The 21,549-nt window shown below is 66.1% G+C and carries 22 protein-coding genes and 1 pseudogene; 13 read left to right on the top strand and 10 right to left on the bottom strand.

Annotation, left to right across the window (positions count from 1 at the left end):
* Positions 1–191: 191 nt before the first annotated feature.
* The 3 genes from V9K84_RS05165 (at position 192) to V9K84_RS05155 (ending at position 4,545) form a co-directional block, all read left to right on the top strand.
* Positions 192–2,624: a TonB-dependent siderophore receptor gene (locus tag V9K84_RS05165; protein ID WP_256582857.1), complete on the top strand. Its 2,433-nt coding sequence runs from the start codon at positions 192–194 to the stop codon at positions 2,622–2,624.
* A 113-nt stretch (positions 2,625–2,737) separates the two neighbouring features.
* Positions 2,738–3,934: an MFS transporter gene (locus tag V9K84_RS05160; RefSeq protein WP_058541248.1), complete on the top strand. Its 1,197-nt coding sequence runs from the start codon at positions 2,738–2,740 to the stop codon at positions 3,932–3,934.
* Between the two features lie 62 nt (positions 3,935–3,996).
* Positions 3,997–4,545 carry a cupin domain-containing protein gene (locus tag V9K84_RS05155; protein WP_043859772.1) on the top strand — a complete coding sequence of 183 codons (549 nt, stop codon included), beginning with the start codon at positions 3,997–3,999 and terminating at the stop codon, positions 4,543–4,545.
* 66 nt (positions 4,546–4,611) lie between these two features.
* On the opposite strand, the gene V9K84_RS05150 is transcribed toward V9K84_RS05155, so the two are convergent.
* Positions 4,612–6,102, bottom strand: a complete 1,491-nt coding sequence (locus V9K84_RS05150) for a DASS family sodium-coupled anion symporter (RefSeq protein ID WP_088515183.1) — start codon at positions 6,100–6,102, stop codon at positions 4,612–4,614.
* A gap of 439 nt (positions 6,103–6,541) precedes the next feature.
* Here V9K84_RS05150 and V9K84_RS05145 point away from each other — a divergent pair, with 439 nt between their 5' ends.
* Positions 6,542–6,871, top strand: coding sequence for a hypothetical protein (locus V9K84_RS05145; protein WP_043859774.1), 330 nt, complete (start codon positions 6,542–6,544; stop codon positions 6,869–6,871).
* A gap of 132 nt (positions 6,872–7,003) precedes the next feature.
* Here the strand turns inward: V9K84_RS05145 and V9K84_RS05140 are convergent, their stop codons facing one another.
* The 3 genes from V9K84_RS05140 to V9K84_RS05130 all read right to left on the bottom strand — a co-directional run bounded on the left by V9K84_RS05140 (position 7,004) and on the right by V9K84_RS05130 (position 8,170).
* A complete protein-coding gene (locus V9K84_RS05140) occupies positions 7,004–7,306 on the bottom strand; it encodes a hypothetical protein (RefSeq protein ID WP_043859775.1) in 303 nt (100 codons plus the stop codon).
* A 216-nt stretch (positions 7,307–7,522) separates the two neighbouring features.
* On the bottom strand, positions 7,523–7,711 hold the full coding sequence (locus V9K84_RS05135) for a hypothetical protein (protein WP_043859776.1): 189 nt from the start codon (positions 7,709–7,711) through the stop codon (positions 7,523–7,525).
* Between the two features lie 138 nt (positions 7,712–7,849).
* Positions 7,850–8,170: a YbjQ family protein gene (locus V9K84_RS05130; RefSeq protein WP_043859777.1), complete on the bottom strand. Its 321-nt coding sequence runs from the start codon at positions 8,168–8,170 to the stop codon at positions 7,850–7,852.
* 118 nt (positions 8,171–8,288) lie between these two features.
* Between V9K84_RS05130 and V9K84_RS05125 the strand changes: the two genes are divergently transcribed.
* The 7 genes from V9K84_RS05125 (at position 8,289) to V9K84_RS05095 (ending at position 14,072) form a co-directional block, all read left to right on the top strand.
* On the top strand, positions 8,289–8,549 hold the full coding sequence (locus tag V9K84_RS05125) for a hypothetical protein (protein WP_054915143.1): 261 nt from the start codon (positions 8,289–8,291) through the stop codon (positions 8,547–8,549).
* Positions 8,550–8,650: 101 nt separating this feature from the next.
* On the top strand, positions 8,651–9,502 hold the full coding sequence (locus V9K84_RS05120; RefSeq protein ID WP_054915144.1) for an STAS domain-containing protein: 852 nt from the start codon (positions 8,651–8,653) through the stop codon (positions 9,500–9,502).
* A 4-nt stretch (positions 9,503–9,506) separates the two neighbouring features.
* Positions 9,507–9,869 (top strand): STAS domain-containing protein, encoded by a 363-nt coding sequence (locus V9K84_RS05115; RefSeq protein WP_043861203.1) that lies wholly within the window; start codon positions 9,507–9,509, stop codon positions 9,867–9,869.
* The gene (locus V9K84_RS05110) at positions 9,866–10,270 is read left to right on the top strand and encodes an anti-sigma regulatory factor (protein ID WP_043861202.1); all 405 of its coding nucleotides are present in this window, start codon (positions 9,866–9,868) and stop codon (positions 10,268–10,270) included. The genes V9K84_RS05115 and V9K84_RS05110 overlap by 4 nt, the downstream gene beginning before the upstream one ends.
* Entirely contained in the window at positions 10,261–11,271 is a 1,011-nt protein-coding gene (locus V9K84_RS05105) for an ATP-binding protein (RefSeq protein WP_178075075.1), read from the top strand. Before V9K84_RS05110 ends, V9K84_RS05105 begins: the two co-directional genes overlap by 10 nt.
* On the top strand, positions 11,264–12,139 hold the full coding sequence (locus V9K84_RS05100) for an ATP-binding protein (RefSeq protein WP_088515184.1): 876 nt from the start codon (positions 11,264–11,266) through the stop codon (positions 12,137–12,139). The genes V9K84_RS05105 and V9K84_RS05100 overlap by 8 nt, the downstream gene beginning before the upstream one ends.
* Positions 12,129–14,072 (top strand): response regulator, encoded by a 1,944-nt coding sequence (locus V9K84_RS05095; protein WP_088515185.1) that lies wholly within the window; start codon positions 12,129–12,131, stop codon positions 14,070–14,072. Before V9K84_RS05100 ends, V9K84_RS05095 begins: the two co-directional genes overlap by 11 nt.
* Before the next feature lie 6 nt (positions 14,073–14,078).
* On the opposite strand, the gene V9K84_RS05090 is transcribed toward V9K84_RS05095, so the two are convergent.
* Both V9K84_RS05090 and V9K84_RS05085 read right to left on the bottom strand, forming a co-directional pair.
* The gene (locus tag V9K84_RS05090; RefSeq protein WP_088515186.1) at positions 14,079–16,718 is read right to left on the bottom strand and encodes an excinuclease ABC subunit UvrA; all 2,640 of its coding nucleotides are present in this window, start codon (positions 16,716–16,718) and stop codon (positions 14,079–14,081) included.
* Between the two features lie 76 nt (positions 16,719–16,794).
* On the bottom strand, positions 16,795–17,679 hold the full coding sequence (locus V9K84_RS05085; RefSeq protein ID WP_054915147.1) for an EamA family transporter: 885 nt from the start codon (positions 17,677–17,679) through the stop codon (positions 16,795–16,797).
* A 199-nt stretch (positions 17,680–17,878) separates the two neighbouring features.
* On the opposite strand from V9K84_RS05085, the gene V9K84_RS05080 reads away from it, so the two are divergent.
* A complete protein-coding gene (locus V9K84_RS05080) occupies positions 17,879–18,301 on the top strand; it encodes an NUDIX hydrolase (protein ID WP_043861197.1) in 423 nt (140 codons plus the stop codon).
* Positions 18,302–18,369: 68 nt separating this feature from the next.
* On the opposite strand, the gene V9K84_RS05075 is transcribed toward V9K84_RS05080, so the two are convergent.
* Together V9K84_RS05075 and V9K84_RS05070 are read right to left on the bottom strand one after the other, a co-directional pair.
* Positions 18,370–18,864 (bottom strand): copper chaperone PCu(A)C, encoded by a 495-nt coding sequence (locus V9K84_RS05075; protein ID WP_043861196.1) that lies wholly within the window; start codon positions 18,862–18,864, stop codon positions 18,370–18,372.
* Complete coding sequence (locus V9K84_RS05070; protein ID WP_058541261.1) at positions 18,864–19,469, bottom strand: SCO family protein; 606 nt, start codon at positions 19,467–19,469, stop codon at positions 18,864–18,866. Before V9K84_RS05070 ends, V9K84_RS05075 begins: the two co-directional genes overlap by 1 nt.
* A 227-nt stretch (positions 19,470–19,696) precedes the next feature.
* Here V9K84_RS05070 and V9K84_RS05065 point away from each other — a divergent pair.
* Positions 19,697–20,461, top strand: a pseudogene (locus V9K84_RS05065) (OprD family outer membrane porin); the annotation flags it as partial.
* A gap of 3 nt (positions 20,462–20,464) precedes the next feature.
* On the opposite strand, the gene V9K84_RS05060 reads toward V9K84_RS05065, so the two are convergent.
* Positions 20,465–20,974 (bottom strand): GNAT family N-acetyltransferase, encoded by a 510-nt coding sequence (locus V9K84_RS05060; RefSeq protein ID WP_043861188.1) that lies wholly within the window; start codon positions 20,972–20,974, stop codon positions 20,465–20,467.
* On the bottom strand, positions 20,964–21,425 hold the full coding sequence (locus tag V9K84_RS05055) for an Lrp/AsnC family transcriptional regulator (RefSeq protein ID WP_043861187.1): 462 nt from the start codon (positions 21,423–21,425) through the stop codon (positions 20,964–20,966). The genes V9K84_RS05060 and V9K84_RS05055 overlap by 11 nt, the downstream gene beginning before the upstream one ends.
* Between the last annotated feature and the right edge of the window lie 124 nt (positions 21,426–21,549).

The following is a 21,549-nucleotide window of genomic DNA, read 5'->3' as shown; positions in this document are numbered from 1 at the left end:
TGGCCGGCTCTTGACCTGCACAGCTCAGTGTTTGATGCAGCAAAAAAAATTCCTCCCCCCGCGGTACCTTTTCTCATTCTCATCCGCCTTGTCTGAAACACCCCCTTTCGCGCATCCCTTCTGCATCCGACGAGGCCCCCATGTCACCCCGTTCCCCCCGCTTGCTCCCCGCCCACCTGCTGGCCGCCGCCATGGCCGCCAGCGTGCTGCCAGCCCCCTCGGCGATGGCCGATGAAGTCAGCAGCAGCCGCACGGCCTACAACATTCCGGCCGGTTCGCTGGCCAGCGTGCTCGGCGCCTTCGCCGCCGCCAGCAGCCTCAACCTGTCCTACGACGCCGCCCTCACCCGCGGCAAGCAGAGCCCCGGCCTGCAAGGCCAGTACGCCACCCTCGACGGCCTCGGCCGCATCCTGGCCGGCAGCGGGCTGCAAGCCTTCCCACAAGGCGACGGCAGCTACTCGCTGCGCCCGGCCCCCAGCAGCAACGGCGCCCTGGAACTGGGCGCCACCAATGTCGACGGCACCCGCACCAGCAGCACCGGCGACAGCACCGACAGCTACACCGTGCGCAGCGTCAGCATCGGCAAGGGTCAGCATTCGCTGCGCGAAACCCCGCAGTCGGTCACGGTCATCACGCGCAAGATGATGGACGAACAGAACCTCACCAGCCTCGAACAGGTGATGGAGAAAACCCCCGGCATCACCGTTCACGACTCGCCCATGGGCGGCAAGTACTTCTACTCGCGCGGCTTCATGATCGCCGGCCAGTACCAGTACGACGGCGTACCGCTGGATGTGGGCGGCAACTACGTGCAGGCCAACAGCTTCTCCAGCGACATGGCCTATTACGACCGCGTCGAGATCATGCGCGGCGCCGCCGGCATGATGAAAGGCGCCGGCAGCTCGGCCGGCGGGGTCAACTTCATTCGCAAGCGCGGCCAGGACAAGGCCGCCACCCACGTCACGCTGTCGGCCGGCACCTGGGACAACTACCGCGCCCAGGTCGACACCGGCGGCCCGCTCAACGACGCCGGCACCCTGCGCGGGCGCGCCGTGGTCGCCCAGCAGGACCGCAAGTACTTCTACGACATCGGCGAGCGCGAAGACCAGGTGGTGTACGGCGCACTGGACTACGACCTGAACGAGGACACCACCCTGGGCCTGGGCCTGGCCTACGAAAAGCTCGACGCCAAGCCCTGCTGGCAGGGCCTGCCGCGCTACAGCGACGGCAGCGACCTGAAGCTGTCGCGCTCCACCTGCCTGGGCGCGTCGTGGAACCACTGGGACAGCGAGCGAACCAGCCTGTTCGCCGACCTTACCCACCGTTTCAACGCAGACTGGGCGCTCAAGGTCGCCTCGATGTACACCCACAACGACCAGAACATGCAATACGCCATGGGCGAAGGCACCGTGCCGGTGGGCAGTACCCAGGGCGCCTCGAAGCTGTACTCCGGGCTGTTCGACTACGACCAGGACGACTACGGCTTCGACGCCAACCTGGACGGCCATTTCCAGGCCTGGGGCCTGGAGCACGAGATCATCGTCGGCGCCAACGCCAGCCGCTCCAAGGGCCGCGACCGCTACGAACTGATCAACCTGACCGAGCTGTACGGCGTCACCCAGAACCCGTTCAACCCCAACCCGCACATCCCCAAGCCGGGTGACTCGGTCTACGAGAAGGAGTCCTACCGCGGCGGGCCGATTCCGGTGACCTCCGACACCCGTCAGTTCGGCACCTACGCCACCCTGCGCCTGAAGCTGGCCGAGCCCCTCACCGCCGTGCTCGGCAGCCGCGTCAGCTGGTACCGCAACAGCAGCGACAGCTACACCCAGGCCTGGGACTACTGGCAGCGCAACCGCAGCCAGGAAAACGGCCAGGTGACGCCGTTCGCCGCGTTGATCTACGACCTGGACGACACCTGGTCGGTGTACGCCAGCTACGCCGACATCTTCCAGCCGCAAAGCACCTACACCAAGGCCGACGGCAGCTCGCTCAAGCCCAAGACCGGTGCCAGCTATGAGGTGGGGGTCAAGGCCGAGTGGTACCAGGGTCGCCTCAATGGCGCCTTCAACCTGTTCCGCAACACCGAGCAGGGTCGCGCCGAGGCTGACTACAACACGGTATGCGGCGGGTCGTCCGACGGTTTCTGCTACACCGACAGCGGCAAGGTGCGCGCCCAGGGCTTCGAGGCCGAGCTGAGCGGTGAGCTGATCGAGCGCCTGCAGGTGCTGGCCGGCTACACCTACACCCAGGTCGAATACCTCAAGCGCATCGACGACGAACGCCAGGACGCCACCTTCACCGCCAGCTACGTGCCCAGGCACATGGCGCGTGTATGGACCAACTACGACCTGGACGGCGCCCTGCAGCGCTGGAGCGTGGGCGGCGGGGTCAGCGCGCAGAGTGCCAACCACTTCGTGGACCGCAACACCAAGATGGTGCAGCCCGGCTACGCCCTGTGGAGCGCCCGCATCGGCTATCGCCTGGATGACAACTGGAGCCTGGCCCTCAACGGCAACAACCTGTTCGACAAGCACTACTACAGCAGCGTCGGCGCCGCTGGCTGGGGCAACTTCTATGGCGAGCCGCGCAACCTGATGGTGACCCTGCAAGGCGACTTCTAACCCACAGCAACAAGGCTGAAGTCAATTAAATGATTATTACTATCGTTTACAGACTTTAGCCTTGGGGACAGCTGCGGCACAATGGCCGCCCTGCTCCTCTGCCTTGGATAGCCATGAACACCGCCCAGCAACCCCCGCTGCTCAAAACCCCCGCCTTCGACCTGCGTCCGCTGATGGTGGTCAACATGGCCTGCACCATGGCGATGATGGCCTTCGTCGCCCTGATCGGCCCCATCGCCCGCGTGCTGGGCCTGGCAGCCTGGCAGGCGGGGGCGGCGGTCACGGTAGCCGGGGTGGTGTGGATGCTGCTGGCGCGCCCCTGGGGCCGGGCCAGCGACCGCTTCGGTCGCCGCCGGGTGCTGCTGGTGGGCACCGCGGGGTTCACCCTGGCCTATTGGGCCCTGTGCCTGTTCATCGATGGCGCGCTGCGCTACCTGCCGGCCACCTCCCTGGCCTTTGCCGCGCTGGTGATCGGCCGCGGCCTGATCGGTGCGTTCTATGCCGCCCTGCCGGTCGGCTGCGCCGCGCTGATTGCCGACAACATGCAACCGCAACAGCGCGCCCGCGCCATGGCCTCGCTGGGTGCGGCGAACGCCGTGGGCCTGGTGATGGGCCCGGCACTGGCCGCGCTGCTGGCGCGCCACAGCCTGAGCCTGCCGTTCTATGCGATGTCGGTGCTGCCACTGCTGGCATTGCTGGTACTGCAGTTCAAGCTCAAGGGTCAGGAGCTGCACCTGAGGCAACCGCCCCGCCCCGTCAGCCTGACCGACCCGCGCCTGCTTCGCCCGCTCACGGTGGCCTTCGTGGCGATGCTGTGCGTGTCGCTGGCGCAGATCACCGTAGGCTTCTTTGCCCTTGACCGCCTGGGCCTGGCGCCTGCCGATGCCGCCCAGGCGGCGGGCATTGCCCTGACCATGGTGGGTGCGGCGCTGATCTTCTCGCAGGTGCTGGTGAGCAAGCTGCAATGGCCGCCGCTGCGCATGATCCGCGTGGGCGGCTGCATCAGTGCGCTGGGTTTTGCCAGCGGCGCCCTGGCCGACAGCGTGGGCATGCTGTGGGCGTGCTACTTCGTCGCTGCGGCCGGCATGGGCTGGGTGTTCCCGGCGTTCCAGGCGCTGGCGGCGAACGCGGTGGATGCCGGTGAACAGGGCGCGACCGCAGGCTCTGTGGGCGCGGCACAGGCCCTGGGCACGGTGATCGGGCCGCTGGCCGGCACCCTGATCTACGCCCTGGACCCGCGCCTGCCGTACCTGATGGCCGCCTTGCTGCTGCTGTTGATCGCCTTGTGGCCGGTGCCTGCACGCCAGTAGGCGGGTTCGGCGACGGAATGTGTTTTAATGCGTCGCCCATTATTTTTGACATCAAGGCGGCTATGGACACGGGGACACGACTCAAACTGGTACGTGAACGCACCAAGCTCTCGCAACGGGAGCTGGCCAGGCGCAGCGGCCTGACCAACTCGACGATTTCACAGATCGAGCAGAACCGCGTCAGCCCATCGGTGAGCTCGTTGAAAAAGCTGCTGGAAGGCATCCCGATGTCGTTGGCGGAGTTCTTCAGTTTCGATGAACCGCCGCGCGAAGAACGCTTCGTGTTCCGCGCCAACGAGCAGCCCGACCTGGGCAGTGGTGGCTTGCGCATGCTGCTGGTCGGCGCCAGTGTCGAAGGTCGGCAGATGCGCATGCTGCGCGAGCTGTATGCGCCGGGCGCCGACTCCGGCGAAGAGCCGATCGTGCACACCGAGGGCGAGGAATGCGGCCTGGTGACCCGTGGCACCATCGAGTTGCGGGTAGACGGCCAGGTCAGCGTGCTGAACTCCGGCGACGGCTACTACTTCCCCACCACTCTGCCCCACAGCTTCAAGAACATCGGCCAGGACGAAGCCGAGATCATCAGCGCCAACACCCCGGCGAACTTCTGATGAGCATCGCTGCAAGCGGCAAGCTGGCTCGGCCTCGCTTGCCGCTTGCCGCTTGCAACGGCCCTTCTACATCCAGCCCAGCCAGTGCCACCATGTTGCGGCGAACACCAGCATCAACCCGTACCCCACCAGCGTCACCACGATCCCGACCTTGGCAAACTGCCGCGCGTTGAAGGTTTCGGTACCCAGGCACACCATGTTCTGCGGTGCGTTGATCGGCAGGATGAACCCGTAGCTGACCACAAACCCCAGCACCATGGTCATGCCCAGGCGGCTGAAATCCCCCGGCAAGGTCTGCAGCACCGCGATCAGTATCGGCAGCAGCGCTGAGGTCAGCGCCGTGGCACTGGCAAAGCCCAGGTGGATCACGATCAGAAACGCCGCCAGAATCGAGAACACCCCCAGCGTGCCCAATTGATCCAGCCCGGTATTGGCCACCACCTGCCCGCCCAGCCATTGCCCGGCCTGGGTGGTCAACAGGGTGGTGCCCAGGCTGATGCCGACGCCGAACACGATCACCGTGCCCCACGGAATACGCGCCTGCACATCCTTCCAGGTCATCACCCCGAAGCGCGGCAGCAACAGCAGCACCAACCCGGCGTAGGTGGTCGAGGTGGTGTCGAAGTGATGCAGCTTGCCCTCAGTGGCCCAGGCCAGCAGCAACAGCAGCGACACCCCCAGCAGACGCTTCTGCGCCCCGCTCATCGGCCCCAGCGCCTGCAACTGCTCGGCTACCGCCGCCTTGCCGCCGGGAATGCTGTCGCTCTCGGGGGGCAGCATCCTGAGCACCAGCACGATCAGCACCACCGACATGATCAACGCCCACGGCGCCCCGGCGATCAGCCAGTCGATCCATGACACCCGTGCACCGAGCATCCTGTCCATGAAGCCGACCGTCAGCAGGTTCTGCGCGGCAGCGGTCTGGATACCGATGTTCCAGATGCTGGTGCCCTGGGCCACGATGATCATGATGCCGGCGGCGATATTGGAGCGCTTGTTCACGCCGAACGCGGCGATCACGCCCATCATGATCGGCACCACGCAGGCACTGCGCGCCGTGGCACTGGGCACCACCAGGCTGAGCAGGATGATCACCACCATCGCCCCCAGCAGAATGCGTCGGGTGCTCACGCCCACCCGGTTGAGCGTGACCAGCGCGATGCGCCGGTCCAGCCCGGTGTGGGTCATCGCCGCCGCAATGAACAGGGCCCCCACCACCAGTGCCAATGCCGGGTTGGCAAAGCCCGTCAGGGCCATGCTCACGGCTGCCGACGAGCCGTAGATCACCGACGGGTCGGCAAGGGTCGGTGCGGTGCCCAGCAAAAATGCCAGCAGCGAGGTGATCATGATCGCACTGGCTTCGTACGACACCGCCTCGGTGATCCAGATCACCACCGCAAAGGCCAGGATCGCCAGCACGCGGTGACCGGCCACCGGCAGGTCGGCCGGCAGCGGCAACAGCAGCACGCCGACCAGCGCGACGATGCCCAGCAGCAGGCCCACGGGCAACAGGGGTTGAGCGCCAGGCGCTGCGGGAGGATTGGCGGGGGTACTCATGGGCAGGACTTCTTTGGCAACAAAACAGGCCCCTATCATCCCCAGCGCCTGGCCGGTACGCGCTGACCCGGGTCAATACATGGCCAAGACGCCCTGACCAGAGCGCTTTGTAGGACATTCCAACAGCCTGTGGCGCGGCGACCCGTAAGCTCGAAAAAGACTGACCGGTCATTTGTAGTGAATAAAAAAAATCACTACAAAACCTATTGACGGCATTCGTTGCCCCTTGCATGATGAGGCCGTCTCCCTGATCGGGAGCGCTGGCAAAGGGTGTTCCAGACAGTTCGAGCGGTTTCGGGCTGTCCGTGGAGAGGGACTGTCCAAAAGGCAGAGTGAAGAAAGCCCCTGTTGCGACGCTGCTGTAGCAGCCTTGGTAGATCGCTACATGAAGTAGCGCAGGTTTGAACTCACCAACGACGAATAGGTAATAGGGGGCTTTATGATCAACTTGAACAACCAACCCACCATCGACCAATTGGCTCAGCTGTTCGCTGCCCGCAAGGACAGCCTCGATGACCACCTGCTGTGGGTCAGTGCCACAGGTGACGTGCACATCGACAAGATGCCGCCGCACACTGTCGAAGAGGCGATCGATGCGAAGCGTGAAATGCGCGCCCGTTTCAGGATGTTCCGCCGTGGCAAGGGCTACGTCGGTAAGAAGGCAGCGGCAGACACCGCGTTTGTCGCCAAGGTGCTGGAGACCCTGCAACAGGAATGGCCCGCCATCCGCGAGCGCCAGGACGTGAAGGTGATCGACCGGCTGTGCTGAGCCAGGCGAATTGAAAAAGGCGACCTTCGGGTCGCCTTTTTCATGCGTGCCTTATCGCCTCATCGCGGCTCTGGCTCGCCCCACCGTCTGCGCACATTCCCTGTGCGCCACGACAGGGCGTAACCGCAGGCATCAGGCCTGACGACGAAACCGCGGGTGCTCCATCGGCACGGCGTCGGTGGCCAACGCCCGGGCCCGGTCCACACCGCGCACCAGCGCACGGCTCATGGTTTCACCCGGGCACGAGGGGTAGTACTCCTCGAACAGCGCCTTGCCCCGGCGCCCGTACACCCCCAGGAACATCTGCGTGGCCCCGGTGCGCGACAACCGCACCTGCACGTCGATGCTGGTGCCATCGCTGAGTTCTTCGTCATGGCTGCGGCTGTGCAGCTGAGAGTCGGCCCACGCCCAATAAGTCTCTTCCCTGATGCGCATCGCACTGCTCCTTGTTCGTTCGAACCGACAGTAAGGCATACAACCGCCAAGGGGGCTAGCGACAGCCGTCGCCCCATTGAGCGAGGTCAAGAAAGCCGCATAAAACGGCAGATTCAGCGTACCGGTCGTCTGTTTGCGAAATAGCCTACAACCCGCATGAAAAAGCCCCACACACCGCAGCACAGGCTGGATGGCGGGGCCTCTTCGGCGTCGTGGCTACTTCTTGCGCAGGCCCGGCAGAAACCGGCGGCGCTCGCTGCGCGGTGGCACCGTGGAGCGCACACGTACCGGCGCGTCTTCCAGGGTCATGTTGGCAAACCCCAGCTGGAACGCTGCTTGCCCGCAACGCACCTGGCTGTTGATGGGAAACTCGTCACCATCGTCTTCGAAATACGATTCCTTCATACCCGGCTCCCCTGCTGTGGATCACTACCGGCACGCAGATGAATGCCTAGGAAATAGTGACCTGTTGCTTTCAGAGACTAGCCGGACATTTGAAGACTGCCTGGTCACTTATTGTCGCACCCGACCAGTGGCCTATGGCTACCTGAGTTTGACCGCGGTGCCGGTGACGAACACCACCACCATGCCGCCACGGGCCGACGGCATGCTGATTTCGTAATCCAGGCCGATCACTGCATCGGCCTGCAGGCTGCGGGCGCGCTGGCGGATTTCGTCGGTGGCCTGGATGCGCGCCTCTTTCAGGGCGCTTTCCAGGGTTTGCGAACGGCCGCCGAAAAAGTCGCGAAAGCTGGTGAAGATGTCGCGTACCACGTTGATGCCCTGCACCGATTCGGCGCTGACTACATCCAGGTAGGCCGCGACTTCGCGCCCTTCGACAGTGCCAGTGGTGGTGAGGATCATTGCGTACTCCTGTGCGTTGTCGGGACATGCCCCGACCCAAAAGAACGCGATGGTAACAAACCCGCACTTTCGCCGCCCTGCCTCGCTGGCAAGGCTGGCTCCTGTCAGAAGCGCAACCGTGCAGCTGGCCCCGCAGAACGCCGGCTACGGGTATGTGCTGGCGGTGGCCCTGCACGATCAGGGGCAGCGCGAGCCGGCAATGCAACAACTGTGGAGCAGCCTGCAACAACAACCGTTTAACCGTGATGTTCGGCTGGCCTTGATGCATTATCTGCAACAGGCCCGGCAGGTGGACACAGCCAATGCCCTGCTCGAGTCGCTGCGCCAGCTCAACCCCTACGACCCGATGCTGCAACCGCGCCCCGCCAGCGGGAGCTGAGGGCCTGCAGAAAATTTGATGAAGGCAATATCGAACTAGAATCAGGCCTGCACACTCAGATGCGCATGTGCCTTACCTACCCTGCTCAGGAGCTTGTCCAAATGGCTGCACTGCAACCTGTCACCCTCACCGCCATCCGCACCCACCAGGCCTCCCTGGTAGCCGAATGGCTGGCCGGGCTGGACGCGTCGGGTGCCACGCGCAACCTCAAGGCCGACGACCTCAAGCGCCAGACCGAAGAGTTTCTCGACCTGCTGCACGCCGGCCTGCAGAACGGCGATGCCAGCAACCTCAACGCCGGTGCCTGGGACGAGGTGCGCCTGTTCCTGGAAAAGCTCTCCCATAGCCGCGCCCTGCTCGGCCAGGACTCGCAGCAGACTGCCACCTTCATCTTCTCCCTCAAGGGCCCGCTGTTCGCCCTGCTGCAGCGCGAGTACAGCGAGCAGCCGGCGCAACTGGCCAACCAGCTGCTGCAGGTGTCCGAACTGCTCGATGCCCTGGGCCTGCACACCATCCGCACCTTCCAGAAATCCCGCGAGGCGGTGATCAAGCGCCAGCAGGAAGAACTGCTGGAGCTGTCCACCCCGGTGGTCAAGCTGTGGGACGGCGTACTGGCACTGCCGATGATCGGCACCCTGGACTCGCAACGCACCCAGGTGGTGATGGAATCGCTGCTGCAGCGCATCGTCGACACCGGCTCTGAAATCGCCATCATCGACATCACCGGTGTGCCCACCGTCGATACCCTGGTGGCCCAGCACCTGCTCAAGACCGTGACCGCCATCCGCCTGATGGGCGCCGACTGCATCATCAGCGGTGTACGCCCGCAGATCGCCCAGACCATCGTGCACCTGGGCCTGGACCTGCAGGGCGTGGTGACCAAGGCCAACCTGGCCGACGCCCTGAAGCTGGCCCTGCATCGCCTGGGCCTGTCCGTCGCCAAGGCGGGCTGAAGCCATGGAGCGCATCCCGATTCTGCAAATCGGCGAATTCCTGCTGGTGACCATCCAGGTCGACATGCATGACCAGCTGGCCATGACCCTGCAGGACGACCTGTCCGAGCGCATCAGCGCGACCTCGGCCAAAGGCGTGCTGATCGACATCTCGGCGCTGGACATGGTCGACTCCTTCATCGGCCGCATGATCGGCACCATCTCCGGGGTGTCGCGCATCATGGACACGCAGACCGTGCTGGTGGGCATGCAGCCGGCCGTGGCGATCACCCTGGTCGAACTGGGCCTGACCCTGCCCGGCGTGCGTACCGCGCTCAACGCCGAGCGCGGCATGCGCCTGCTCAACAACTCGGCTGCACCGCAATGAGCGCCGAGCAAAGCGGCACCCAGCCCATCCTGCTGGAGCAGGATGTGGTACGTGCACGGCAACTGGCGCGCACCCTGGCCCAGGGCTGCGGCATGAGCCTGATCAACCTGACCAAGCTGGTCACGGCGGTCAGCGAGCTGGCCCGCAACGCCGTGGTGTATGGCGGCGGTGGCCACATGGACTGGCAGGTGGTCGAGAAGGACCATCGCAAGGGCCTGCGCCTGACCTTTCGCGACGAAGGGCCGGGCATCCCCGACATCAAGCTGGCCATGACCGATGGCTGGACCAGCGGCGGCGGCCTGGGCCTGGGCCTGACCGGGGCCAAGCGCCTGGTGGACGAGTTCGAACTGGATACCGCCCCCGGGGCCGGCACGCGCGTGACGATTCTGCGATGGGCCTGAGTATCCTGGGCAGCCTGACCCAGGTGCTGCCGATAGAAGACGAGAGCCAGGTCGGTCATGCCCGGCGCTGCGTGCAACGCCTGGCCGAACAGCAGGGTTTCGATGCCACCGACGCCGGGCGCGCCGCGCTGCTGGCCACCGAGCTTGCGAGCAACCTGCTCAAGCATGCCGGGCGCGGTGAACTGCACCTGCGGGTGCTGCCCAACAGCCGCTACAGCGGGCTGGAACTGATCGCCATCGACCGTGGTGCAGGCTTCGACCTGCACCACTGCCTGGCCGACGGGTTCTCCACCGGTGGTACCCAGGGCATCGGCCTGGGCGCGATCAAGCGCCTGGCCGATGTGTTCGATGTGTACGCCGACAGCCGTGGCGCCGCCGTGCTGGCGCGCCTGTACCCGCGCAGCAGCGCGGCCTGCGACCTGCGCTGGGGCGCCAGCCAGCACAGCCTGCATCACGACCCGGCCTGTGGCGATGCCTGGTACCTGGCCTACGACGGCCAACGCATCAGTGCCCTGGTGGTCGACGGGCTGGGCCACGGCGAGCTCGCCGAACGGGCCGCCCACGCCGGCACCCAGGCCTTTGCCCAGGCCCCGTTCGCCGACCCCGCGCAGGTGCTCGAGGCGATGCACGTCAACATGCAGGGCACACGTGGCGGCGCCGCGGCCTTCGCCCAGTACGACAACGGCGCGCTGCGTTTCAGCGGCGTCGGCAACATCGGCGCGCACCTGCTCGCACCCGGTAGCAGTCGTGGCCTGGCCTCGCACCCGGGTATCGTCGGCGGGCAATTCCGTCGCGTGCGCCCCTTTGACTATGCTGATGTGCATGCCAACCTGCTGGTGCTCTACAGCGACGGGCTGCAATCGCGCTGGGACCTGCAGCAGTATCCTGGCCTCATGCAACAGCACCCGGCACTGATCGCCGCCGTGCTGCATCGCGACTTCTGCCGAGGCCGCGATGATGTCACCGTGCTGGTTGTTGCCCTGGAGACCCTAAGTGGCTGATTCCCCTACCCTTGCCGACACCGAGGCGCAGGCGCTGATCGCGCGGCTGCGTGAAGAGGGCGACGCCCTGCGCGCCGAACTCGAAGAGACCAACCAGGGCGTGCTGGCCCTGTATGCCGAGCTGGATATCCAGGCCGAGCAACTGCGCCAGGCCTCGGACCTCAAGAGCCGCTTCCTGTCGTACATGAGCCACGAGTTTCGCACGCCGCTGGGCTCGATCCTGAGCATCGCCCGCCTGCTCAGCGACGAGCTGGACGGCCCGCTGAGCCCCGAGCAGCACAAGCAGGTGACCTTCGTCAGCAATTCGGCGCGCGAACTGATCGACATGGTCGACGACCTGCTCGACCTGGCCAAGATCGAGGCCGGGCGCATCACCATCTCGCCGGCCTGGTTCGACATGCTCGACCTGTTCGCGGCCCTGCGCGGCATGTTCCGGCCGATCGTCGATGCCTCGGCGGTCGACCTGATCTTCGAAGAGCCCCAGGGCCTGCCGCGCCTGTACAGCGACGACAAGAAGCTGGCGCAGATCCTGCGCAACTTCATTTCCAACGCGCTGAAATTCACCGCCCGCGGCGAAGTGCGGGTGTCGTCGCAACTGGAAGACGACGGCCAGATCCGCTTTGCGGTGCACGACACCGGCATCGGCATCCCGGGCGAGCTGCACGACACGCTGTTCGAGGACTTCGCACAGATCGACTCGCCGCTGCAGAAGCGCCTGCGCGGCACCGGCCTGGGCCTGTCGCTGTGCAAGCGCTTCGCGGCGCTGCTGGGTGGCCGGGTCGGGGTCGAGAGTACGCCCGGGGTCGGTTCGACCTTCTACGTAGTGATCCCCTTGGCGCTGGCCCAGGAGCCTGGTGATGAAGCCTGACATCCGCCTGCTGATCGTCGACGACAACATCGTCACCCGCTATGCCCTGCGCCGGCGCCTGGAGTGCCATGGCTACCGCATCGACGAGGCCGGCACCGGTGGCGAGGGCCTGGAGCTGATTGCCAGCCAGACCTACGACGCGCTGATCCTGGATGTACACCTGCCGGACATGAGCGGCTTCGATATCGTGCGCATCCTGCGCGCCACCCCGGCCACCGCGTTGCTGCCGGTGATCCACGTATCGGCGGCTGCCATCGGTACCGGCGACATCATCACCGGGCTGGACGCCGGGGCCGACGCCTACCTGATCCACCCGGTCGACCCCGAGGTGTTGCTGGCCACCCTGCGCACGCTGCTGCGGGTACGCGACACCGAGCAGGCGCTGCGCGAGAGCGAGGCGCGCTTTCGCGAGATCTTCGTCAGCACCGCCGCGCCCATCGCGCTGCTGGGCACCGGGCTCAAGGTGCACGAATGCAACCAGGCGTTCGCCCAGCTGATCCAGGACAATCTGAGCCCCGACACCCTGGTCGAGTGCTTTGCCGACGACCAGCAGCCGGTGATCGACGAACTGCTGCGCAGGCTCGGCACCCGGGACCGCTGGAAGGGCCTGCTGCACATGCGCGTCAACGGCCAACTGCGCGAGACCCAGTGGCAGGTGTCGCCCTACCGCAGCGGCGAGTCGAGCCTGATCTTCGTCGAGGACGTGACCGAACAGCGCCACCGCGAACGCACCCAGCGCGCCGAACTGGACAGCGCGACCACCCTGCTGGCCCAGGAAGTGGCCGAGCGCGCCCGTACAGAGGCGCAGTTGCTGCAGGTGCAGAAGATGGACGCACTGGGCAAGCTTACCGGCGGCATCGCCCATGACTTCAACAACATGCTCACAGGCATCATCACAAGCCTGGAGCTGATCAAGAAACGCATCGAGCAGGGCCGCGTCGACAAGGTGCAGTCCTACGCCGACGCTGCACTGGGCGCCGCCATGGGGGCCGCCACCCTGACCCACCGCCTGCTCGCCTTTGCCCGCCAGCAACCGCTGGACCCCCGCCCGGCCGACATCAACCAGCACATCCGCTCGCTGGAGGAACTGCTGCGACGCACCATCGGCGAACACATCAGCCTGCACCTGAACCTGAGCGAGCACCTCAGCGTGGCCCTGGTAGACCCGATCCAGCTGGAGAACGCCGTGCTCAACCTGGTGATCAACGCGCGCGACGCGCTGCCCCAGGGTGGCAACATCTGGATCAGCACCTACGCGGCGCACACCCAGGACGACCTCAAGCTGGCCGATGGCGCCTACGTGGCATTGTCGGTGCGCGACGACGGCAGCGGCATCGCCCCCGAGGTGATCGGCAAGGTCTTCGACCCGTTCTTCACCACCAAGCCCATCGGCCAGGGCACCGGGCTGGGGCTGTCGACCATCTACGGCTTCGCCCGCCAGTCGGCCGGCGACGTGCACATCCGCAGCACCGGCGGGCGCGGCACCGAAGTGACGCTGCTGCTGCCGGCCAGCCAGAGCCCGCTGTTGAGCATCACCGAACCCACACCCGACACCGTGATCAGTACCGCCGGCGAGCATGTGCTGGTGGTCGAGGACATGTCGGTGGTGCGCAGTTTCGTCTGCGAGGTGCTGACCGATGCCGGTTACCGCTGCACCCCGGCGCCGGACGTCGAAAGCGCCCTGCAGAAACTGCATGCCGACCCGAGCATCGCCCTGCTGCTCAGCGACGTGGGCCTGCCGCACATGAACGGGCGCGAGCTGGCCAATGTCGCGCGCATGCTGCGCCCGAGCCTGCCGGTGCTGTTCATGACCGGCTACGCCGAGAACGCCATCGACCGGCAGCATTTTCTCGGCGAGCGCATGGACATCGTCACCAAGCCGTTCCAGATCCACGAACTGCTGGACAAGGTTCGGCGCAGCCTCGACGCCTGAGCCGCCTCAGCCCAGGGCCCGGGCCAGAAACGGCGCGGTACGGCTGTGCGCACTGGCCGCCACCTGCTGCGGCGTGCCGCAGGCCACCAGCGTGCCGCCCTGGTCCCCCGCCCCCGGGCCGATGTCGATCACCCAGTCGCTCTGGGCCACCACGCGCATGTCGTGCTCCACCACGATCACCGTATGCCCGGCATCCACCAGGCGCCCCAGCTGCAGCATCAGCCGGTCGATATCCTGCGGATGCAGGCCGTTGGTGGGTTCGTCGAGCACATACAGGGTGGCCCCGCGGGCCATGCGCTGCAGTTCGGTGGCCAGCTTGATGCGCTGCGCCTCACCGCCCGACAGCTCGGTGGCCGGCTGGCCCAGGCGCAGGTAGCCCAGCCCGATTTCGTGCAGCACCGCCAGGGCACGCTGCACCGCCGGCTGCTGCTCGAACACCGCCAGGGCCTGGGTCACCGTCAGTTGCAGCACCTGGGCGATGTTCAGGCCCTGCCAGGTGACCGCCAGGGTCTGCGGGTTGTAGCGGGCGCCATGGCAGGTGGGGCACGGTGCGTAGACGCTGGGCATGAACAGCAGCTCGACGCTGACAAAGCCTTCGCCTTCGCAGGTTTCGCAACGGCCCTTGGCCACGTTGAACGAGAAGCGCCCGGCATCGAAGCCCTGTTCGCGGGCCGCATCGGTGGCGGCGAACAGTTTGCGCACGTGGTCGAACAGGCCGGTGTAGGTCGCAAGGTTCGAGCGCGGGGTACGGCCGATGGGCTTCTGGTCCACCTGCACCAGCCGGCGGATGTGCTCCAGGCCCGCCGTGACCTGGCCGCCGCTGGCCTGCGCCACGTCATCCTCCAGGCTCTGCTCCTGGGGCTCGCTGGGCGCAGTGGCCTGGCCCAGGTGCGCGCCCACCAGCTCCAGCAGCGCCTGGCTGACCAGGCTGGACTTGCCCGAGCCGGAAATCCCGGTGACGGCCGTGAAGCACCCAAGGGGGAAGGCCGCATCGAGGTTGTGCAGGTTGTTGCGCGTCACGCCCTCCAGGCCCAGCCAGCCGCCGGGTTCACGCGGGGTGCGCGGCACGGCGGCCTGGGCGCCGAACAGGTAGTTGCGGGTCTGCGAGGCCTCGACCTCGGCCAACCCGGCCGGGGGCCCGCTGTACAGCACCTGGCCGCCCTGCTCGCCCGCCGCCGGGCCCACGTCCACCAGCCAGTCGGCGCGGCGCATGGTGTCCAGGTCGTGCTCGACCACGAACACCGAATTGCCCGCGGCCTTGAGGCGCAGCAGGGCCTCGTACAGCGCCTCGCCATCGGCCGGGTGCAGGCCGGCCGAGGGTTCGTCCAGTACATAGATCACCCCGAACAGCTGCGAGTTGAGCTGGGTGGCCAGGCGCAGGCGCTGCAGCTCGCCCGAGGACAGGGTCGGCGTGCTGCGCTCCAGGGCCAGGTAACCCAGGCCCAGGTCGATCAGGGTGGCCACCCGTTCGAGCAGGTCCTGGGCGATGCGCTGCGCGGCCAGGCGTTTTTCCAGCGAGAGGTTGGGTGTGTGGCGCACATCCGGGCCGCCGGCATGGGCGTTGTCGCCCCTGGCCGCGCGCTGCTGGCGGGCGTCACGGGTTTGCGCGTGGGTCAGCACCGCACCCTGCTCGTCGCCATGCTCGACATAGGTGGCGCTGGCCACCGGCTTGAGCACCTCGGCCAGCTGCAGCAAGGGCAACTGCGCCAGCTCGGCAATGTCCAGCCCGGCGAAGGTCACGGTCAGGGCCTCGCGCTTGAGCCGCTTGCCCGCGCACAACGGGCAGGCGCTGGCCCGCATGAACTGGCTGACGCGCTTGCGCATCAGCGCGCTCTGCGAATGGGTGAAGGTGTGCAGCACATAGCGCCGCGCGCCGCTGAAGGTGCCCTGATAGCTGGGTTCGAGCTTGCGCTTGAGGGCGTCGCGGGTCTGGGCCGGGGTCATGCCGGCATACACCGGCACGGTGGGGGTTTCCTCGGTGAACAGGATCCAGTCGCGCTGCTGCTGGGGCAGGTCGCGCCACGGAATGTCGACGTCATAGCCCAGGGTCACGAGGATGTCGCGCTGGTTCTGGCCCTGCCACGCCAGCGGCCACGAGGCCACCGCACGCTCGCGGATGGTCAGCGACGGGTCGGGCACCATCGAGGCCTCGTCCACCTCGTAGACCCGGCCCAGGCCGTGGCACTCGGGGCATGCGCCCTGGGGCGTATTGGGCGAGAAGTCCTCGGCATACAGCATCGGCTGGCCGTCCGGGTAACTGCCGGCGCGCGAATAGAGCATGCGGATCAGGCTCGACAGCGTGGTCACGCTGCCCACCGAGGAGCGCGCGCTGGGGGTGCCGCGCTGCTGTTGCAGGGCCACCGCCGGTGGCAGGCCTTCGATGGCGTCCACATCCGGCACCCCGACCTGGTCGATCAGGCGTCGCGCATAGGGCGCCACCGACTCGAAATAGCGGCGCTGGGCCTCGGCATACAGGGTCGAGAACGCCAGCGACGACTTGCCCGAGCCGGACACGCCGGTGAACACCACCAGCGCATCGCGAGGGATGTCCACATCCACGTTCTTCAGGTTGTGTTCGCGCGCGCCGCGCACCTTGACCATGCCGGCCGGGCCGGCATGGGGCGTGGTGGATCGAGGTGAATTCATGGTCGGACCTTGGTCGGCGAGGGTCTGGAATTGGAGCGGCGTGCGCGGCGGATCGTTCCACCGCCGCCCTGGGGCCTCAGCTCAGCGCGGCCCGCAGGCGTTGACGCAGGCGCGAGCCGAACACGTTGATCAGCAACCCCACCATCACCAGCACCCCACCCCAGCATTGCAGGGTACTCAGGCGTTCACCCAGCAGCAACGCCGAGGAGCTCAGCCCCACCACTGGCACCAGCAGCGAAAACGGTGCGACCTTGCCCGCCGGGTAGCGCGACAGCAGGCCGCTCCACAGGCTGTAGCCGAGCATGGTGGCGATGAAGGCCAAGTACGCCAGGGCCAGGATCGAGTTCAGGCCGATGCCGCGCAGCGAGCTTTCGATCAGCGCCGGCCCTTCGAGCCACCACGACAGGGCGAAGAATGGCAACGGCGGGATCAGCGCGCCCCAGATCACCAGCGCCACCAGGTCGATGTTGCCGAAGCGGCGCGTGATGATGTTGCCCATGGCCCAGCATGCGGCGGCGCACAGGGTCAGCACCAGCGCCAAAAATGGCACGTGGCTGCCGTTCTCGCTGCCGATCAGCGCCAGGCCCCCGGCGGCCACCAGCAGCCCCAGCAGGCTGGCGGCGCGCAGCCGCTCACCGAGAAACATCGCGGCAAAGAACAGCGTGAAGAAGGCCTGCGACTGCAGCACCAGCGACGCCAGGCCCGGCGGCATGCCGTTGCCCATGGCCTCGAACAGAAAGGCGAACTGGCCCAGCGAGATGGTGGTGCCGTAGGCCAGCAGCCAGCGCCACGGCAGTTGCGGGCGCTTGATGAAGAAGATCGCTGGAAACAGCACCAGCACGAAGCGCAGGCCACCCAGCAGCATGGGCGGCAGGCCGTCGAGGCCGACCTTGATCACCACGAAATTCAGGCCCCAGGCGACGATCACCACCAGCGCCAGCAACAGGTCCTTTAACGGCATTCTGCCCTCACCAATTTGTAATATTTCGAAACAGCATATCCTTATTCCCGGGTTCAGTTATACCCGTCGGCGGCGCATGCCTGTGTGACCAGCAGCTGCCCGGCAGCCCACACCACAAAAAACGCCGCGCAACCTGCAGAACCGTCGTATAAATATCGGCCCGGTGCCTAACGCCCCGTCCTGCCAGAGGCCAGTCTCCATGCCCCTCAAACCCTTCTGCGGTGCCAAACTCGCCCTGCTGTTCCACGACCACCTGCTGACCTACAAGCGCGACGTGAAAAGCACCATCCCCTTCCCCGGCTGCTGGGACTTTGCCGGCGGGGGGCGCGAAGGTGATGAGACCCCGGTCGAATGCGCGCTGCGCGAGCTGGACGAAGAGTTCGCCCTGCGCCTGCCCCCCGAACGCATCGAATGGCGCCGCAACTACCCCAGCCTGGCCAGACCCGGCTGGGAGTCCTGGTTTCTGGTGGGGCACATCACGCAGGGGGAAATCGATGCCATCGAATTTGGCGACGAAGGCCAGTACTGGCAGATGATGCCGATCAGCGATTACCTGAAACACGCTGAAGGTGTGTGGTATCTGCAGGATCGGCTGCGGGACTATCTGGCGCAGGCCAGTTGAACCCGTTGGGTGGCGAACCACCCGGCAGGAACGGATTGCGCCGGCGCAAGGGCCGGCGCGGCGGGTACTTACATGTGGCTGTGGTCGTGCATCGAGTGCTCGCCGTGACCGTCGGTGGCGGTCAGCGAACGCACCGGGGCGTCGACCTTGATCGACTCCTTCTGGCCCTTGGCGTCTTCGACGATCAGGGTCAGCGGCACCGTGTCGCCTTCCTTCACCTGCTTGACCAGGCCCATCAGCATCACGTGGTAGCCATTGGTGTCGAGCACCACCGGCTTGCCGGCGGGCAGGTCCAGCGCCTTGACTTCACTCATGCTCATCACATCGTTGTGCATCTGCATCTGGTGCACCTGCACGGTCTTGGCCACCGGCGACTCGACGCCCACCAGCTTGCTGTCGGTGCTGGCAGTGAGGGTCATGAACGCACCGGTCGACTGCTGCTGCGGCACGCTGGCGCGCACCCAGGGCTCGCCCACGGTGGTCTGGGCAACGGCGGGCAGCGCCGCACCGAACAGGGACAGCAACGCCATCGCGCCAAGCGCGTGTTTCACGGGAGAACGCATTAACAAACCTCCATTACGGTAAGCAGGTCTTCGGTGCATTCCTTGGCATTGAGGGAGTGCGAGAGGCCAAGGCGCAGCACGCCACGCGAGTCGAACACGTAGCTGGTCGAGCTGTGGGAAATGGTATAGGTGTCGCCGGCCGGCACCTTCTCGTAGAACACGCCGAATTCCTTGGCCACTGCGGCCGTCTCTTCCAGGGTACCGGACAGCGCCACGAACGAGGGATCGAAGGCCTTGACGTAGGCGTCCAGCACTTCGGGGGTGTCGCGCTCGGGGTCCAGGCTGATGAACACCACCTGCAGGAAATCGGCGTCGCGGCCCATCAGCTTCTTGATCTGCACCGCGCGGGCCAGGGTGGTGGGGCACACCGCCGGGCATTGGGTGAAGCCGAAGAACACCATCGGCATCGAGCCCTGGAAGCTCGACAGGGTCATCACGTTGCCTTGCGGGTCCTTGAGCTTGAAGGTGCGGCCGAGGATCTTGTTGCTCAGGTCCTTGCCGTATTTGAAGTCCAGCGCGCCGGAGTTGTTGCAACCTGCCAGGGCACCGAGGCCGAGCAGGCCGAGCCCGGCGATCACCGTGCGCCGGGTCAGTAAATCGTTCATGTAACCATCCTTTTGGGAAGGTGCCGGCCCCGAGAGCGGGAGCCTTGTGCAAGGGTTTTGCGAGGCGGCATTTTGTCACGCAGGGTCGACGGGTTCCAGCGCGCAGCGCCAGATGGGTGCGGTCTGATGTCGCAGCATGACAGTCAAGATTGTAAGGAAGATTTACCGAGCGAATAGAAATGTTATACAGCAACCATTCAATTCGCCCCCTCTGCCTGCGACCTTTCAAGAGCACCGACCGCAACGCCAGCAGCCATGACCAGGGGTTCGTGGTGAACTACTCCAACGCAGTCAAGGGCGATGCCTTCGACCTGGCCGGGGTGGTCTACAGTGCAAGCCCGAGCCTCAGCGCCAGCCTGTACACCTCGCGCTACGAAGACACCTGGAACCAGCACTACCTGGGCGGCACCTTCAGCCATGCACTGGACGCCAATCGCTCGCTCACCTTCAACCTCAACCTGTACCGCACCACCGACACCGGCAAGGCGTTGTCCGGGCAGATCGACAACACCACCTGGAGCCTGCTGACGACCTACGCACAAGGGCCGCACAGCTTCAGCCTGGGCTACCAGAAAGTCGATGGCGACACACCGTTCGACTATGTGACCCGTGGCGCGATCTTCATCAGCAACGCCGTGCAATTGTCGGACTTCAACGCCCCCAACGAGCAGTCGTGGCAGGCCCGCTACGACCTGGCGATGACCCCGTGGGGCCTGCCCGGGCTGGTGCTGAGTGCGGCGTATGTGCGCGGCAGCCGCATCGATGGCAGCCACGTCGACCCGCGTGGCGGCTATGCGTACCTGGGTTACGGCGAAGGCGGCAAGCACTGGGAGCGCGACCTGGAGGCGCGCTACGTGGTGCAGGGCGGCGTGGCCAAGGGCACCACCGTGTCGCTGCGGCACAACGTGCATCGGGGCAACACTGCCCAGGCCGAGCTGGATGCCGACCAGATCCGCCTGGCGGTGGAATACCCGCTCAACGGGCGCTTCTGAGGTTCAGCCGGCGGGCAGGCGACATTGCATGTGGGTGGTCTGCCACACCGGGTCGGCTTCCACATCGATGATCTCGAAGCCATGTTTTTGCCAGAAACCAATGGCGCCTGGCAGAAACGGATGGGTGTGCAGGTACAGCACCTGCACCTGGTCCTGCAGCGCCAGCTCACGCAACGCGCGGTACAACTCACCGGCCAGCCCGCTGCGGCGATAGGCCGGCAACACGAACAGGCGCACCACTTCCACCACCTTCTGCCCACGGTAGTCGAGCTGGCGGAAGCGGTGATCGTAAGGCAGGTAGCCGATGGCCGCGACGATCTGGCCATTGCAGCGGGCCAGCAGGAAACGCCCCGCGCCGTGCAGGTAGACCTGTTCGAACTGCTGCAGGTCTGCCGGCATCCCGGTGGCGGCGAGTTTGGGGAACAGCGCGGCGCGGGCCTGCATCACGAACGCGACGGCAGCCTGCCTGTCGTCGGCGCCGGCCTGGTGCAGCGTGATCGGCTCAGGGCGCATAGCGCAGCGGCAGGCGGGTGGAGTACTTGATCTGCTCCATGGAGAAGCTGGAGCTGATGTCGGACAGGCCCGGAATGCGGATCAACTGCTTGTACACCGCGTCGTAGGCGGCCACGTCCGGCACCACCACGCGCAGCAGGTAGTCGGTGTCGCCGGCCATGCGGTACACCTCCAGCACTTCGTCGATACCGGCCACGGCGGCATGAAAGCCGGCCAGCCAGTCGGCGTTGTGCTGGGTGGTCTTGATCGAGACGAACACCACCACGCCGACATTGAGCTTCTTGCCGTCGAGCAGGGCCACGCGGCCGCGGATGATGCCGGCCTCTTCGAGCTTCTGGATGCGCCGCCAGCAGGCGGTGGTGCCCAGGCCGATCTGCTCGGCGATATCGCCCACCGCGCGGGTGCAGTCGGTTTGCAGAAGGTCGAGTATTGCCCGGTCCAGCTTGTCCATGCAGAAGCCTTTTGGTGGGGAGAAGCGTCGGGCATTTTCCATCAGGTGGGCGGGGTGTGTCACGGGGCAGGCAGCAGTGCGGTGACGGTGGCGGCCCCTTGCAGGAGCTGGCCTTGCCAGCGAA

Source organism: Pseudomonas sp. AE27, from assembly GCF_037113495.1.
Lineage (GTDB): Bacteria > Pseudomonadota > Gammaproteobacteria > Pseudomonadales > Pseudomonadaceae > Aquipseudomonas > Aquipseudomonas palmensis.
This window is presented reverse-complemented; position numbering and strand designations above follow the sequence as displayed.